This is a genomic window from Thiocapsa roseopersicina (assembly GCF_900106925.1).
Lineage (GTDB): Bacteria > Pseudomonadota > Gammaproteobacteria > Chromatiales > Chromatiaceae > Thiocapsa > Thiocapsa roseopersicina.
Genome location: NZ_FNNZ01000015.1, coordinates 13,822 through 28,289, shown reverse-complemented (window position 1 = coordinate 28,289; position 14,468 = coordinate 13,822). Strand labels below are relative to the sequence as shown.

General features: G+C 64.5%; 16 protein-coding genes and 1 pseudogene. 4 read left to right on the top strand and 13 right to left on the bottom strand.

Translation table 11 applies throughout. The annotated features are described in order from the left end of the window. Nucleotides 1–48: 48 nt before the first annotated feature. From BLV04_RS25910 to BLV04_RS15600, 3 genes and pseudogenes are all read left to right on the top strand, one after another. Nucleotides 49–246, top strand: a pseudogene (locus BLV04_RS25910) (type II toxin-antitoxin system HicA family toxin); the annotation flags it as partial. Between the two features lie 150 nt (nucleotides 247–396). Next, complete coding sequence (locus BLV04_RS15605) at nucleotides 397–870, top strand: helix-turn-helix domain-containing protein (protein ID WP_217633711.1); 474 nt, start codon at nucleotides 397–399, stop codon at nucleotides 868–870. Beyond that, the gene (locus BLV04_RS15600) at nucleotides 863–1,432 is read left to right on the top strand and encodes a nucleotidyl transferase AbiEii/AbiGii toxin family protein (protein WP_217633710.1); all 570 of its coding nucleotides are present in this window, start codon (nucleotides 863–865) and stop codon (nucleotides 1,430–1,432) included. Before BLV04_RS15605 ends, BLV04_RS15600 begins: the two co-directional genes overlap by 8 nt. A gap of 356 nt (nucleotides 1,433–1,788) precedes the next feature. Here the strand turns inward: BLV04_RS15600 and BLV04_RS15595 are convergent, their stop codons facing one another. Continuing rightward, entirely contained in the window at nucleotides 1,789–1,998 is a 210-nt protein-coding gene (locus tag BLV04_RS15595) for a hypothetical protein (RefSeq protein WP_093034103.1), read from the bottom strand. Nucleotides 1,999–2,198: 200 nt separating this feature from the next. On the opposite strand from BLV04_RS15595, the gene BLV04_RS15590 reads away from it, so the two are divergent. Beyond that, nucleotides 2,199–2,849: a DUF2202 domain-containing protein gene (locus BLV04_RS15590; RefSeq protein ID WP_093034100.1), complete on the top strand. Its 651-nt coding sequence runs from the start codon at nucleotides 2,199–2,201 to the stop codon at nucleotides 2,847–2,849. A gap of 108 nt (nucleotides 2,850–2,957) precedes the next feature. Here BLV04_RS15590 and BLV04_RS15585 read toward each other — a convergent pair whose 3' ends face one another. The 12 genes from BLV04_RS15585 to BLV04_RS15525 form a co-directional block, all read right to left on the bottom strand. Beyond that, entirely contained in the window at nucleotides 2,958–4,295 is a 1,338-nt protein-coding gene (locus BLV04_RS15585; RefSeq protein ID WP_093034097.1) for a sigma-54-dependent transcriptional regulator, read from the bottom strand. 52 nt (nucleotides 4,296–4,347) lie between these two features. Then, on the bottom strand, nucleotides 4,348–5,904 hold the full coding sequence (locus BLV04_RS15580; RefSeq protein ID WP_093034094.1) for a sensor histidine kinase: 1,557 nt from the start codon (nucleotides 5,902–5,904) through the stop codon (nucleotides 4,348–4,350). After that, on the bottom strand, nucleotides 5,894–6,325 hold the full coding sequence (locus BLV04_RS15575; protein ID WP_093034090.1) for a hypothetical protein: 432 nt from the start codon (nucleotides 6,323–6,325) through the stop codon (nucleotides 5,894–5,896). The genes BLV04_RS15580 and BLV04_RS15575 overlap by 11 nt, the downstream gene beginning before the upstream one ends. Next, nucleotides 6,313–7,236 carry a hypothetical protein gene (locus BLV04_RS15570; protein WP_093034087.1) on the bottom strand — a complete coding sequence of 308 codons (924 nt, stop codon included), beginning with the start codon at nucleotides 7,234–7,236 and terminating at the stop codon, nucleotides 6,313–6,315. The genes BLV04_RS15575 and BLV04_RS15570 overlap by 13 nt, the downstream gene beginning before the upstream one ends. 281 nt (nucleotides 7,237–7,517) lie before the next feature. Next, the gene (locus BLV04_RS15565; protein WP_093034084.1) at nucleotides 7,518–8,852 is read right to left on the bottom strand and encodes a sensor histidine kinase; all 1,335 of its coding nucleotides are present in this window, start codon (nucleotides 8,850–8,852) and stop codon (nucleotides 7,518–7,520) included. Then, nucleotides 8,849–9,511: a response regulator transcription factor gene (locus tag BLV04_RS15560; RefSeq protein WP_093034081.1), complete on the bottom strand. Its 663-nt coding sequence runs from the start codon at nucleotides 9,509–9,511 to the stop codon at nucleotides 8,849–8,851. Before BLV04_RS15560 ends, BLV04_RS15565 begins: the two co-directional genes overlap by 4 nt. Before the next feature lie 197 nt (nucleotides 9,512–9,708). Continuing rightward, nucleotides 9,709–10,020 (bottom strand): PepSY domain-containing protein, encoded by a 312-nt coding sequence (locus BLV04_RS15550; RefSeq protein ID WP_093034075.1) that lies wholly within the window; start codon nucleotides 10,018–10,020, stop codon nucleotides 9,709–9,711. A 250-nt stretch (nucleotides 10,021–10,270) separates the two neighbouring features. Continuing rightward, nucleotides 10,271–10,642, bottom strand: coding sequence for a helix-turn-helix domain-containing protein (locus BLV04_RS15545; protein WP_093034072.1), 372 nt, complete (start codon nucleotides 10,640–10,642; stop codon nucleotides 10,271–10,273). Between the two features lie 17 nt (nucleotides 10,643–10,659). After that, entirely contained in the window at nucleotides 10,660–10,962 is a 303-nt protein-coding gene (locus BLV04_RS15540; RefSeq protein ID WP_093034069.1) for a type II toxin-antitoxin system HigB family toxin, read from the bottom strand. 72 nt (nucleotides 10,963–11,034) lie between these two features. Beyond that, nucleotides 11,035–12,021 carry a TonB-dependent receptor domain-containing protein gene (locus tag BLV04_RS15535; RefSeq protein ID WP_281241856.1) on the bottom strand — a complete coding sequence of 329 codons (987 nt, stop codon included), beginning with the start codon at nucleotides 12,019–12,021 and terminating at the stop codon, nucleotides 11,035–11,037. Nucleotides 12,022–12,230: 209 nt separating this feature from the next. Beyond that, on the bottom strand, nucleotides 12,231–13,160 hold the full coding sequence (locus tag BLV04_RS15530; protein ID WP_093034066.1) for a cation diffusion facilitator family transporter: 930 nt from the start codon (nucleotides 13,158–13,160) through the stop codon (nucleotides 12,231–12,233). 191 nt (nucleotides 13,161–13,351) lie between these two features. Continuing rightward, the gene (locus BLV04_RS15525; protein WP_093034063.1) at nucleotides 13,352–14,407 is read right to left on the bottom strand and encodes an ethylbenzene dehydrogenase-related protein; all 1,056 of its coding nucleotides are present in this window, start codon (nucleotides 14,405–14,407) and stop codon (nucleotides 13,352–13,354) included. Between the last annotated feature and the right edge of the window lie 61 nt (nucleotides 14,408–14,468).

The window sequence follows — 14,468 nt, the reverse complement described above, 5'->3', positions numbered from 1 at the left end:
AGATCTGCTATCGTCGTGGGATGAGCCGGCGACTGACCCGATTCCACGATCTTCACGGACCCCGTTCCCGCGGACATCCGATGGAGCGAGATCGAGGCACTGTTCCAGGCGCTTGGCGCCGAGGTTGGCGAGGGTGCCGGAAGCCGAGAGCGGGTGGCCCTCAAGGGTGTCCGCGCGGTGTTTCACCGCCCGCACCCGAGTCCACAGACGAAGCGTGGGGCCGTGCGGTCCGTACGGGAATTCCTCGAAGCGGCGGGTACAACACCTGCCGGGGAGCAAGACGATGCTCGACTATGTGCGGACTCGCAAGCTCTCCGGCTCATCAAAGCGTTTCTCATTTTCGACAGTAGTTTCTCTTTGCCTAGAATGGGAAACACTATGCCCGCTCGATCTCCCGTGACCAGCTCTGCCGCAACCGCTAAGCTCAAGGTGCTCGGCGAGCAGATTCGTGTGCGCCGCAAAGCGCTCGGGGTGAATGCTACGGAGGCTGCCGAGGCTGCCGGTATGTCGCGGGTCACGCTGCATCGGATCGAAAAAGGCGAGCCTGCAGTCACGATCGGTGCCTATCTGAATGCCATCGTGGCATTGGGCCTGGATTTCGGCATCCTCGCGCCGGATCAACCGGCCGACGCCGTCGGTGACCACGCGAAGCCAGGCTGGATTCCGGTTCGCATTCGGCTCCAGGACTATCCGCAACTCAAGCGCTTGGCTTGGCAGATTCATGGAACGGACGCTTTGACGCCTGTCGAGGCACTGGGGATCTACGAGCGCAACCGGTGCCATTTGGACCTCGACGCCTTGGAGCCACGCGAGCGCGAACTGATCGATGCGCTACGCCGCGCGCTCGGGGAGACGCACAGTCTTGTTTGAGCGGCCACATCACCAAAGCGTCGCGCAGGTGTTGTCCGCGCTCGACGGACCCCTGTTGAGAGAGAACAAGTGCCTGTTCGGCGGAGGCACCCTGATCGCGCTGCGTTACGGAGAGTATCGCGAGTCTGTCGACATCGATTTCATGGTCTCGGATCTCGCCGGCTATCGCACCTTGCGCCAATTGCTCACCGGGCCTCGCGGCATCGCAGCGATTGTTCGTCGAGACGCGATACCTTTGAAGGAAGCGCGAGCGTTGCGGGCCGATCAATACGGCATCAGGACAGCGCTGCTGGTGGGCGAGGAGCCGCTCAAATTCGAGATCGTCTTGGAAGGGCGCGTGGAGTTGGCCGCGCCGACCCCGAGCGACGCGATCTGCGGCATTGCAACCTTGACTGCGCTGGACATGGTCACCGGCAAGCTGCTGGCCAACTCCGATGACTGGGCCAACGATGCCGCCTTCAGCCGCGACCTGATCGATTTGGCAATGATGAGCCCACCGCGGTGCTTACTGCGAGAAGCGGTCGCGAAGGCGGAGCAAGCCTACGGGGGATCCATCCTGTAGGACCTCGAAAAGGCGATTGACCGGATGCAGAACCGCGACGGATGGCTGGAGCGCTGCATGCTGGCCATGGCGATCAACCTGCCCAAAGCGCAGATCTGGCAGAGAATCCGCGCGTTGCGGCGGATCCTGCCCTCGAAATGACGCCTATCCTGTCACGCCCTAGCCGAGCAGGCGCGGCACCCGTCCGACCGCGCACAGACGGAATTCCGTTAACGGTTTACTTAATCTTACCGGGGGGTTGCAGAATCCAAAATGAGTAAACTATCACCGGAATCTGCCAGCGATAATGTCGCCGGGGCGGCGACCATGGCCGCCCGAACCGGGCTCCGTTCAATGTCGTGCCGGCAGCGCAAGAGTTAAGTCTCGGCCTGCGGATCTTGCGCGACCAGACTCCCCGCCTGCGTGCGGATCGCATCCGCCTCCCGCCGGGTGGCGGTCACCCGCGGCGTTTGCCCGGCAAGCGTCAGCGCGGCGCCGACCGCCTCGGCGAGTGTCGTCGTCGCGGCACTGCCGGCACCGGTCAGCAGTAGGCCGATCAACGGGATGATGAGAAGTGGACGGAACATGGCTCCGATCGCGACCTATCCGCCGCGGCGCGCCGAGGTTCCACTCGACAATAGTGTCGAGCCGAACGGTCATTGTCGCCCGCTGTCGGCGGCGAAATAGCCCAAAGCCATGATGTCGAAGCATTATTGCGAGTGGTGCAGCTTTTGCCTTCGTTATGTGCGGGATCCAATGCAGACCCGCACTCAAACGGAGCATTCGAATGAAATCTTACAGAACCCTCGTGATGGCGACATTGCTCGGCGCATCCATGACCCTGCCTGTTCTCGCCGGGAACGGCGGACCCGGGAAGGGACCCGGGGTCGGCGCTCTGCCGCAGATCGATGCGAACGAGGCGGCGACCCTGAGCTTCATGCGCGAGGAGGAGAAGCTTGCGCGCGACGTCTATCTCGACATGAACGATCTGTGGGACGCCGTCATCTTCGTGAACATTGCCGCGTCCGAGCAGCAGCATATGGACACCCTGTTGCAGTTGCTCGACAAATACGGTCTGCCCGATCCGGCCGAATTGGATATCCCCGGATGGTTCTCCGACCAAAACCTGCAAACCCTGTACGACGACCTGGTGGATCGCGGCCGGGCATCCTATGCCGAGGCTCTGCAGGTCGGCGCCTTGATCGAAGAGGTAGACATCGAGGATCTACAGCTGGCGATCGAGGAGACCGACAACGCCGATCTGCAAAATGCCTACGAGAACCTGATGCGTGGCTCGCGCAACCATCTGCGTGCCTTCGTTGCCGAGATCGAGCGTGCCGGGGTCGTCTACGAGGCGCAGCATCTTGACCCGGCGATCGTCGATGTCATCCTCGACAGTCCGGTGGAGCGTGGCGGATCGAGCAAGAAACGCAACTGAGGGCTACAACCGGTCAATATCCGGAAGCGAGCCGTTTCCCGACGCGAAGCGGCTCGACCGGAGTGCCGCGGCCGATCCCCCGAGACGGTCCGTCGGTGCAATCCGCGCTCAAACCTCGCGTCGTCGGATCCCGTATTTTCCCATCTTGTAACGCAGTACCCGTTCACTGATCCCGAGCATCTCGGCGGCCCGGGTCTGTATCCAGGCCGTCCGCTCCAAGGCGGACACCAGCATTTCGCGCTCCACGGCCTCGATGCGCTCCTGCAGCAGGCCGTGGTCGATCATCTCGGCACGTCGGACCTCGGGCGGCAGATCGGCCGGTTTGATCAGACCTCCTCGCGTCAAGGTCAGGGTGCGCTGAACGATATGCTCGAGTTCGCGCACGTTGCCCGGATAGGCGTACTTGACGAGGACATCCATGGCCTCGTGCGACAGGCGCACGGGACGATCCGCGTAGCGCGCGAGGAAATGCTCGATCAGCGCCGGGATGTCTTCGCGCCGCTGGCGCAAGGGCGGCAGGTCGATCTCCAGCACGTTGAGACGAAAGAAGAGATCCTCGCGGAACCGCCCGTCCTCGACCATGATGCGCAGATCGCGGTTCGACGCGGTGATGATACGCACATCGGCGGTCAGATCGCTCTCGCCGCCGACCCGGGTGAAGCGTCCCTCCTGCAGCGCCCTCAGCAGTTTCGATTGCAGGATCAGGGGCAGCTCGCCGACCTCGTCGAGGAAGAGGGTGCCGCCGTGCGCCAGCTCGAAACGCCCGCGGCGCTGTTTCGCCGCGCCGGTGAAGGCGCCTTTTTCGTGGCCGAACAGCTCGCTCTCGAAGAGGTTCTCGGGGATGGCTGCGCAGTTGACCTCGATGAAGGGTGCGTCCCGTCGTGTGCCCAAGAGATGGATCAGCCGCGCGATCATCTCCTTTCCGGTCCCGGTTTCGCCGCCGATCAGGACGTTCCACGGGCTGCTCGACACCCGGTGAACGACGGACAAAACCTCCAGCATCGCGGGACTCTTGCCGATCAAGCGAAGCGGCAAACCGGGATTCTCCTCGAGCGCATCCTCCACCGCGGCGACCTCTTCATCGACCGCCAGCACAATCTCGACGCGTTGGATCTTTTCGAGCAGGCTCGGCAGGTCCAGCGGCTTTTCGAGGAACTCGTCGGCCCCGAGCTTCATGACGCTCACGGCGGTATCGACCGCGCCGTAGCCGGTGATCATGAAGGCGCGAATCAGCGGATTCAGCGCCTTCATTTCAGCCAGCGCCAGATCGCCGCTGAGCTTCGGCATGCGTTGGTCCAGCAGGACCAGCTGCACCGGCTCGGCACGCACGATCGCGACGGCTTGCTCACCGTCGGCGGCACAAAGGACACGGTGGCCCTGCCGTTCGAGGAAGCCTTGCAGCAGCTCGCGCTGCATGGGGTCGTCGTCGGCGATCAGGATGTTCATCGGCGGCACTCGATCGTGGTCAATCTGAAGGTGGATGCAGGCCCAAACGGCCTCAGTCCGGGAGCAGGACGTCCACGCGCAGTCGGCCGGGGCTCGGGGAGTCCACCAGCAAGTGACCGCCGTGGGCCTGGATGATGCGCACGCAGATGGCGAGCCCCAGGCCCGTGCCGTCGGTCTTGGTGGTGAACCAGGGCTCGAGGATACGCGCCAGCGTCTCGGGTGCGAGCTGCAGACCGTCGTTGGTCATGGTCAACCGCGCGCCCTCGGTGCGCGAGGTCAGACCGATCTCGAAGCGGCCGCCCGCCGGCAGGGCATCCAAGGCGTTGCGCAGCAGGTTGTCGAGCACCTGCCGGAGCAGATCCGGGTCGCCGCGGACCTTGGTGGAGCGCGCCAACTGTTCGGTCAGATGCACATCCAGATCGCGGATGCGCTGCCGGTAGAGACTCAGTTGCTCGCCGATCAGCTGGTCGAGCCGTACGGGCTCCCGACGCGGTCGATAGGCTCGGGCATAGTCGAGCAGGCCCCCGACCGTGTCGTTGGTGCGCCGCAAGGCATCCATGACGACACTCAACAGCCGCTTTTGCCCCTGATCAAGCCCGTCGGCCTCCATCTGCAGACGTTGCAGCCCCATCGCCATGGCGTTGAGCGGGTTGCGGATCTCATGGGCGATGCCCGCAGCGGCACGACCCAGGCCGGCCTCCTCGCGTTGTTGGGAGAGCTGCCGCTCGTAGGCCCGAAGCTGGCGATCGTGTGCCTGCTGGTGGCGGTAGAGCAACCAGGTACCGAGCCCGCCGGTCACCACCAACACCAGCAGGAAGCCGGCAAACTCCAACCATATCCGACGGTGCTGCTCGACCAGGCGGTCGGCATCCATGAGGAGCACCAGCTTGCCTCCGTCGACGGGTGTCAGCGCCTCGGCGACCAGCCGTCCGCCGGCTTGGCGGCGAATGCGTACCGCCGGGGTACCCACACCGCCGGCTTGGGCGAGCGTCGCATTCGGCTCGCCCTCCATCTCGACCGCCAACACACCGGGTAGGGTTGCCAGGTTTTCCAGTGCGCGCGTCAGACCGACCGCGGCCTTCAGTCGGTCGAGGCCGCGGCTGTCCAAGCCCACGAGGACACAACCGTCGGTGCCGGCCCGCGGGACGCCGAACATCAGGGTTTGGGTGTCGGAGACGGGGATCAGCCGTTGTAGGACCGCGCATCCCGGCCCGACCTCGTCGCGCCCGCCGGGCGATCCCTGAATACGGCGATCCGGCCCGATCACGCGGATCATGGACAGGCCCGCCTGCGTGGCGAAGGCGCTGAGCTCCTCCTCGGTGAAGGGCTCGATGCCGTCGAGATAGTCGACGAAACGTGCGGAGCTGCCGAGCAGATCGGTCAAGATGGAATCGATGGCGTCCTGCGCCAGAACGGCGCCGCGGGCCTGCAGCGCCACCGCATCCGAAAGCAGCCGTGCATGCTCCTCCATATCGGCGACGAAACCCTGCTGGCTCTGTCGTGCCTGGATGAAGAACCAGCCGGCGGCCATGGCGACCAAAAGCCCGAACACCAAGAGGTGGCCGATCCAGGATGGCGGAAGTCGGCGGGCTGCGACCTCACCGACCATGCCGACCGCCCCCGCCGCTGCCTGCGCCCTGTCCTGCGCCAAAAGGATCCTGTCCGGCACCGCGGCCGATGCGCGATCGCACGCCGGTGCGGTCAGCGTCGAGGGTGCCGACACGGCCTCCGGCCTGTGGAGCGAGGCGCCAACCCGGTCCTCCCGCGGCGAGGTCCGGATCGGACCAGAGCCGCACCCGTGCGCCTGCGGAGAGGTCGCCCGGAATCTTGCCCGGCTCGACCGGCAGACGCACGGGTTGCGCGCCGACGCCTTCGGGCTGAATCAGAACCGAGCTCTTGTCCACCGAGACGACTCGACCGATCAGAGGCGTCTCCGCCAGCGCAGGTGCAACAGCGAGGAACACGCCGGCAGCCAACAGCATCGCGTGCCAACGATGTCGATCACCAACGTTGTCGATCAGAAGCGCCATACCAGGCCACAACGGGTCACCGTCTGTTGGAAGGACTTGATCGCGAGATCCGACTGGTTTTCGAGCCAGCGTAGCTCGCAAAGAACCTCGCCGGGTCCCGCAGTCCATTGCAGCGATGCGCCGAGCGCATATCCCGTGTCTTGCCGTCTAAACCCGCTCCTGGTGCGTTCATAATCGGTCCGATACCAACCCGCGTCGATCCGAGCCTGCCACCGCGGCGCCGGCATGAGCGTGAAGGACAGGTCGGCCGCGCAGGCGTCGTATCCATCCGGGACGATGGACGAGCTGTTGCGGGCGCAGCTCAATGCCAGCGCGCCGGATGCGTCGGCCGACAGATGCCAGCGACCCTCCACCCCGAGGCTGGCAAGCCAGTCTTCGCGATGCTTGACCCCGCCGCCCCACTCGGACGGCGTGGCCGAATGCGCACCGCCCGAGCTGCCGGCCCGAGAAGGCCCGGTTCGACCGGGGCCGGGTCGTCCCTCCCAGGGATAGGCCGGGTCCAGGAAATCGAGCCAACGTAGCTCGCCGAACGACATCAGATCCAGACGCGGCGTCAGAATGCGGTCGAAACGGCCAAGCACGGCGAGCTCGTGGCGCGAGTCCGTGGGGATGATCTCGTCCCGATACAGAACCGCCTCGGTCGAGACGGCGAGTGCGCCCGGGATGCGCTCGAGCGTCCTCTGCCAGATCCCCGTCGCCGCAACCCGCCCGATGTCGTCGGGGCCTTCGTAGTCCTGGTACCAGGCATCGAGGCGCCAATCCAGTCCGCTCATCCTCCGGTCCATTTGGCCTGCAAGGCTCAGGGCGACGTCGGCGAAGAACAGACCCGAGCCGTCGCTGCTCTGTGCCGGGTTGCTGTCGTACCCGGTGCCGATGGCGCCTTCGATCAACACGGACGATGGCGGCTGCATGTCCGTTGCACCGGCGCTACACATCCAGACTGCCAAGAGCCATGCGGGGGCCGTTCCCGACCGTCGGCATCGCGACATCCCGTGGCGGTTCCCCGAGCGCACCCTAAGCGTGCCGCTCAATGATCGTCGGGCGCCCCTCGGGTGCTCGGTTACAGGTGAGTAAGCAAGTTTTCATCCAACAACGATGGGTTCCGGTTACTCCAGCGGTTTGGGGCCGCGGTGGCTGTTCAGCATTCGACGTCGGTCGTCGGCATCGACGAAATTGTCGCGCCGTCGAAGCCTCATTCACTCACCGGCAATCTGACCTCGGCGCACAAACCGCCAAGCGCGGACGAGCGACCGAAGGCGATGCGCCCCCGATAGCTCTCGACGATCTCCTTGGCGATCGCCAGGCCGAGTCCGTGACCGCTGACCTCCTCGTCGAGTCGGACCCCTCGACCGGTAATGTCGGCGATCTCGGCATCGGAGCAGCCGGGTCCGTCGTCCTCGACCCTGAAGACCAATTCTTGCGCGTCCTGCGACAGGCTGCACCGTACCCGCCTGTCGGCCCACTTGCAGGCATTGTCGAGCAGGTTGCCGAGCAGCTCCAGCATGTCCTCCCGGTCGAGATCGAGCGGGCCGGAGGTGCGGATGTCGAGCTGGATGTCGAGGATCTTCGGCGCGTGGATGCGGCCGAGGAGCCGGGTGAGGGTCGGCAGCTCCTCGTCGGGGTCGAAGCGCAGTCCCGCCCCGCCGGCACCGGCGAGGCGTGCGCGCTTGAGCTGGCGCTCGGCGAGTCGGCGCAGGCGCTCGACTTGCTCGATCAGTGCCTCGCGCGTCTGCGCATCGACCGACAGAGCTGGGTCATGCAGCTGTTGTCGCAACAGACCGAGCGGACCTTTGATCGCGTGCGACAGGTTGCCGGCCGCGGTCCGCGAGCGCTCCAGGCGCTGAGCGAAGAGCAGCAGCAGCCGGTTGAGCTTGCGCACCAGAGGGAGGATCTCGCTCGGCACCTGCTCGGTCAGGGCAACGGTCTGGCCGGACTCCAGACGGCCGATGTCGCGGTAGACGGGGATCAGGGTCGCGAAGGCCCGGCGCACGACGAGCCGCTGGACCAGCAGCATCAGAATCAGACCGCCGAGCGCCAGCGCGGCGAACAGCCGTTCGTAGTGCACCAGGGCATGATCGAGCGGCGTGACATCCTCGGCGACCGCCAGTGAAAAATTGTCGTTGTCCAATCGATAGCCGCCGCCCAACACCAGCAGTTGCTGCTGCTGAGGGCCGACGGCGCGCCAGTGCCCCGTCAGGCCCGGCGCAAGCGGTCGGCCGGCAAGATCCTGATCCCAGAGCGAGCGCGATCGGATACGTTGTCCGTCGTGTGTCTCGATCACGAAATAGTGGCCGGAATAGGGCTGGTGATAGACCGGCGTCAATCGCTGTTGACCGAGCTCTAGTTGCCCGCCGGCATTCCGGGACAAGGCGCCGACCAGGCCCTCGGCATCATGCGCCAGTCGCGAGAGTACGAAGGCGTCGGCGGTGCGATGCAGGGCCGCGTGGCCGAATCCCCAGAACGCCCCGATGAGCACGACCAGGCTGGCGGCTAAACCAAGTTGAAGACGCGTCTCCAGCGATCTCATCGGCGCGGGAACAGATAGCCTTGACCCCGCAGGGTCTGGATGCGGTCCTTGCCGATCTTCTCGCGCAAACGCCGCACATAGACCTCGATCAGATTGCTGCCGCGATCCGCATCCAGATCGTAGACGTGATCCATGATTTGGGGTTTGGAGAGGATCCGGTCGGGATTGAGCATCAGATAGCGGAGCAGTCGAAATTCGGTGCCGGTCAGATCATGGGTGCTGCCGTCGGCGAGGACCACGCGTTGCAGATCCTCGTCCAGACACAGGCCGCCGACCTCCAGGCCGCTGCGCAGATTGCCCGCCGCGCGTCGCGTCAAGGCATTGATGCGCGCGATCAGCTCTTCAATGTGGAAGGGCTTGCCGAGATAGTCGTCGGCCCCGGCCTTGAGTCCGTCGACGCGCTCGTGCCAGGCATCGCGTGCGGTGAGCACCAGGACAGGTGTCGTCACACCGCGCACGCGCCAATTGCGCAGCACCGTCAATCCGGGCCGCCCGGGGAGTCCGAGGTCCAGGACGATAGCGTCGTAGGGCTCGCCGGCGCCTAGCGCCTCGCCCGTGACTCCGTCGGCGGCGTGATCCAAGACAAAGCCGGAGGACTTGAGTGCCTTTTGCAGCTCGGACGCGAGGGCCACGTCATCCTCCACCAGCAGCAGGCGCATTAAATCGCGTCCGGAGCGACAAACGGCGTCGGCCTAGCTCTCCGACTCCGGAGCGACAGGAGAGCCTTGGAGTCGACGCGATTTAAGATCAAAGAATTCAATATTCTGAACCGCGTCTGCTGCGGCGTCTGTTGGTGACCGAAAGATTGCAAAAGGATACAGGAGCGCATGTCGTGCCGGACGCGGTTCAGCAAGGCTTACTTCTCCTTCCGCTTGATCACCTCACCGGTCGCGGCGTCCAGCTCGAGCTTGTGGACCGTCCCGTCGGCGGCCAGGATCTTGATCTCGTAGAGATAGGCGCCGTCCTCGCGCTCGAGCTCGGCCTCGACGAGCTGGCCGGGTTGCACCGTCTGGGCGCTGGCCATCACCTCGCCCATCGGCAGGATCTGCCCCGTCTCGCGCAGTTGCTTGATCTCGTCGTGGTCGAGCCGATCACCGGCGATGGCACCGCCCGTGACCGACAGGAGTCCAACCGAGACGGCGATGGCCGTCAGCCGTGGTCTCTGCATGCGCCTGGTCCCCTTGGTTTGGATGAGTAGCCTTTGTGGCTCGTCTTCCCTTTGAGGCAGAGCAAGCCGACTCGGTCGAAGGCGACCCATGTGTCGCCTTCGACCCGAATGCAGTCTCGTTCCCGAACCTGAATTGGCGCTGAACTGGATCTCGAATCGAGCGAGGAGGAGAACGCGGGTGGGTTGGGTGTCCACGCCTCGGCGTTCCAAGGTTACCCGGGGGTCATGCGTTTTGCCGCTGCGTTGACGATCACCTGGTCACCGTCTCAGCGATCAGTACCTCCGCGGGAATACCGAGGTGCCGGTGCAGCCTGCGAATCATGGGCAGCGTCAACGGCCGTTTGCGATTGAGGATTTCGTAGACCCGGTTGCTCTTGCCGATGAGGGGTTCCAGGTCTTTGACGGACAGGCCACTCTGCTCCATCCGAAACTTGATGGCCTCGACCGGGTCGGGAGGATCGATGGGGGCGTGCTTGGCTTCGTATGTCTGAACGAGCGTTGCCAAGATGTCCAGTCGATCGCCCTCGGGAGTGCCCCAATCCGGATCAGCCTCCATGAGAGCCGAGATTTCGTCGAGGGTGGCTTTGTAATCGGCTTCGGTGTGAATCGGGCGGATGTCCATGGTGTGCTCTAGGTCGATTAGGTGCTGTCAACCGTTTCCGCGTCCACGGCATCGTATTCCTTGTGAGTGCCGATGAACTTCACGTAGACGATCTGTAGCTTATAGGCAATGGCTACGATCAGCCGGTAGTCATTGCCCTTGATGTTGAAGACGACGCGACGGTTCTTGAGGATACTTGCGCTACGATACAGCGCCTTGATGTCGGATGGCTGCGTCCAAGAGGCATTGGCGGCTTCCTCGAACCAAACCCTCAGCGGCTGCTCGGCATCTGGATGCCGCTGCCAGAAGGCGCGGAGCGTGGAGACGGCAATGACTCGCATGCAGGGCAGAATAGTCCCGAAATGGGACTAATGCAATCGATGAAGATACCCCGGCCAGGATGACGCGTTTCGTCAAAAATCAAGCGACGCCCGAGCCCACAGCTGCTGTCCAGGCTCGTTGACCTGCACCGGACCCGGGTTGAAGGGATCGACGTTGGCGCGGTTCACGGCATAGGCGTAGGCGCGATCGAAGAGGTTGTCCACCCCGAGACTGAGTGTTGCGAACTTGGTGATCTGCGCCTGACCATAGATGTCGAGGATCCACCAGCCGGCCGTCGGGCCGACGTCCAGACCGCTTCCGGTGAGCGGGTTTTCGTCCACACGGTTCTGGGTGTCGTTCCAATTCACGGTGGTGCCGACGGACCAGCGCTCGGCGAGATAATCGAGACTGACGGTGCCGCCGAGCGGCGGGGTTTGGGCAATGGGTGTGGAGTCGGTGCGATCCTGTGCATAGACATAGGCGAGCGAGGCGCCGGCTCGCCAGTGGCGGGCAAACGCGATCGAGTCGGTCCATTCACCGCCGGTGAGCTCGGCATCGATATTTCGATAGATGAAGGTGCCGTCGGCTAGCAAGATCCCCGGCTGGCCATGGGCGCGATCCCGCAGGATGAAATCGTCGACCCGGTCGTAAAAGAGGTCGAGCTGGGTGTTCCAGTGCGTGGCGACCTTTGCCAGCGTCAGGCCGATCTGATGATGCGACTCGGGATCCAGGCCGGGGTTGCCGACCCAGCGTTGATTGTTTGCGACCGTCGACGGCATGGCGTTGGATGCGATGTAGCGTTCGGTGGCATCGGCGGAGCGAAGGGTCCGGCTGACCCCGACGGAAAAGGAGAGGCCGTCGCTCAGGTTGTGCGCATAGGTCAGGAATCCGCCCAGATTGTCTTCGTCCTTGTGTTCGGCGCCGACACCAAAGTAGGCACGATAAAACTGCTCGGCGGAACGCACCCAGGCCGGGCCGACGGGCACAAGCTCGGCACGCGACTGCGAGACGCTGGCCTCGGTGCGGTCGTAGCGCAGCCGGGCGGTGAGTCTGGATTGCTCGGTCAAGGGGCGCTCGATCTCGACGAAGACAAGTTCTTTCCCCGGTTGCCGGGATTTGAGGGTTTACTGATCGGAGACAGACGAGAGCAGGTGATATCGCCGAGCGTGTGCCCGGATATCCCGCAGGGTCCTGCCTGGCCGCTGAGAATGAGGTTGCTCGGCGATGTCCAGGCTCATCGCTTCTCTCGATCTCAACGGAGGGCAGAAGCTGAACAGACCGCGCGTCGTTAGGCAGGCAAGCTCTCTTCGCCGAGGCTGACCGGATCCTGATGGATGGTGATGTCCGAGTCCGGATGCAGATCGCGAATGCGCGCCTCGACATCGAGGGCGACCTGATGGGCGGCGAGCAGGGGCATGGCATCGTCGAGCGCCAGGTGTAGCTGGATGATCAGGGATTGTCCGGATCGACGTGTCCGCAATCCATGTACCCCCAGCACGCCGGGCACCGAAGCCGCAAGGTCAAGGATCTGTCGGCGCGCCTCTTCGGGAAGCTCGCGGTCCATCAGGAGCTGGACCGCATCGAAGCCGATCCGCAAGGCGCTGTAGAGGATGTAGGTTCCGATCGCCAGGCCGAACAGCGGGTCGAGCTCGGACCAGCCGGCGGAGGCAAGCAGTAACGCCACGACGGTCGCGGCATTGGTGGCCAGGTCCGTCGCGTAGTGCAGTGCGTCCGCCCGGATCGCCGCCGATCCGGTGCGGCGGATGACGTGCCGTTGGAACGCCAGCAACGCCAAGGTGACCAGGATCGCGAAACCGATCACGAGCAGGCCGACTCCGGCCTCCGCGATAGGTTGCGGGTGCAGCAGACGGTCGACCGCCTGGAGGCCGAGAAACACGGCCGACGCGGCAATCAAGGTCGCCTGTCCGAGTGCGGCCAAGGCTTCGGCCTTCCCGTGACCGAAGCGGTGCTCGGCATCCGGCGGCATCAGCGACCAATGCACCGCCAGCAGGTTCACCAGCGAGGCGCCCGCGTCCATTGCCGAATCGACCAACGACGCCAGTACGCTGACCGATCCCGTGACCAACCAGGCCCCGAGCTTGGCCAGAATCAGCAGGCAAGCCGTCGCGACCGAGGCGTAGGTGGCCAGACGCAGCAGCCGGTCGTTCGAGACTCCGGGTCTGGTTGATGCGGTGGACTCGGGTGTGCGTGGACCCACTGCGGTGCTCCTTGTAGGATGACAAAAGCCTCCGGCCTCCAGCGGCAAGCTATCAGCGTTCGGCGTTCGATGTCCGGGGTCGGATCCGGGCGGGTTATTGCACCCGCCCGGGTATGAAATCCACGCCGGCCACCTGCGACCCGAAGCGGGAGGCAGGCGGCTCTCTCAAGAAAGCGAACGCCCCGCGCGCCCTATTCCTCGAACACCAGCGCGACCGGCTTCTGCATGAAGGCGTGCCTGACCTGGGCATTGTCGAACACCGAGACGGCGAAGGGGTAGGCCGCCGTCAGATCCTCGAACTGCACGTCGGCCTCGCTGCCCGTGACCAGTTTCCGCCGCATCTCCATGGTCCAGACCCCGTCGTTCCAGGACAAGCCCAAGGCGATGTCGCCGCGGTCGCCTTGGAAGGGTGCGATCATGATGGAGGCGACCTCGTCGCCGGGCTCGAATCGACTATCGTCGAAAGGGGCCTTGTCGGCCGCCATGACCCAGTAAGTACCGCCCTTGTTCGCGGCTTTACCGTCACTGCTCATGACTGCGGGTTTGCCCTCCACGAGCTCGATGTCCTCATAGCCGCCGCCTGTCTTGGCGTCGCTCTGCCGCCCGGCACCCTTCGCGGTCTCCGGATCGAAGCGCGTGTGGTCCAGCCAGCCGTCGTCGACCTGTCCGACGGGGCCGGTGCGCACGGTCTTGAGGTGCCACAGATCGCCTCGCTCGCCCTCGTTTTCCGTGTATTTGTTGCCGTAGGGCTTCGGTGGCTCGTCGTCGTGACAGGCCCCGAAGCAGCCATCCTCCTCGAAATCGGCAATGGAGTTGCCGATCGGCCAGAGGAGAGCCGCCTTGTCTTCGTAGTAACGGTTGTTGTCGCCGCCCTTATCCTCCGGATCCTTGAGCTTCTTCCAGGAGCCGTCGGCCTGTTTGACGTAGGGGGAGCGCTGCTCGGACTGTGTCGGATCCTCGTATTGCAGCAGTAAAAAGAGCTCGTCGCCGACGCGCGCCGCGCGAATCGTGCCGTCGGTGCTGCCCTTGTCGCCGAAGTTCGCGCCCTTTTTGAAATGGAGCTTCGCCGGGGCTGCTGCGGCCCAAACCGCATCGTCGGCGACGCCGTCCAGGGTCGGCGCCGTGTCGAAGGCAATCGCCGTCACCGTCTCCAACGGCCGGGCGGCATATCCCGGAGTGGCCATCGTGCAGGTGGCCGCAAGCATTGCGGACAGGGCGGACAGTCGGCTGTTACGGTTGGTCATCATCTTCGGTTCCTCCGGGTGGTCGTTCTTGTTGTGGCTCCGTTCGGAGCTGCGGTGGCCGAGA

What these genes read in the sequence shown, in the direction of transcription:
- BLV04_RS15595 (WP_093034103.1), bottom strand. Translation starts at nt 1,998, where the DNA reads ATGTTCCGTCCACTTCTCATCATCCCGTTGATCGGCCTACTGCTGACC.
- BLV04_RS15590 (WP_093034100.1), top strand. Translation starts at nt 2,199, where the DNA reads ATGAAATCTTACAGAACCCTCGTGATGGCGACATTGCTCGGCGCATCC.
- BLV04_RS15585 (WP_093034097.1), bottom strand. Translation starts at nt 4,295, where the DNA reads ATGAACATCCTGATCGCCGACGACGACCCCATGCAGCGCGAGCTGCTG.
- BLV04_RS15580 (WP_093034094.1), bottom strand. Translation starts at nt 5,904, where the DNA reads ATGGTCGGTGAGGTCGCAGCCCGCCGACTTCCGCCATCCTGGATCGGC.
- BLV04_RS15575 (WP_093034090.1), bottom strand. Translation starts at nt 6,325, where the DNA reads ATGGCGCTTCTGATCGACAACGTTGGTGATCGACATCGTTGGCACGCG.
- BLV04_RS15570 (WP_093034087.1), bottom strand. Translation starts at nt 7,236, where the DNA reads ATGCAGCCGCCATCGTCCGTGTTGATCGAAGGCGCCATCGGCACCGGG.
- BLV04_RS15565 (WP_093034084.1), bottom strand. Translation starts at nt 8,852, where the DNA reads ATGAGATCGCTGGAGACGCGTCTTCAACTTGGTTTAGCCGCCAGCCTG.
- BLV04_RS15560 (WP_093034081.1), bottom strand. Translation starts at nt 9,511, where the DNA reads ATGCGCCTGCTGCTGGTGGAGGATGACGTGGCCCTCGCGTCCGAGCTG.
- BLV04_RS15550 (WP_093034075.1), bottom strand. Translation starts at nt 10,020, where the DNA reads ATGCAGAGACCACGGCTGACGGCCATCGCCGTCTCGGTTGGACTCCTG.
- BLV04_RS15545 (WP_093034072.1), bottom strand. Translation starts at nt 10,642, where the DNA reads ATGGACATCCGCCCGATTCACACCGAAGCCGATTACAAAGCCACCCTC.
- BLV04_RS15540 (WP_093034069.1), bottom strand. Translation starts at nt 10,962, where the DNA reads ATGCGAGTCATTGCCGTCTCCACGCTCCGCGCCTTCTGGCAGCGGCAT.
- BLV04_RS15525 (WP_093034063.1), bottom strand. Translation starts at nt 14,407, where the DNA reads ATGATGACCAACCGTAACAGCCGACTGTCCGCCCTGTCCGCAATGCTT.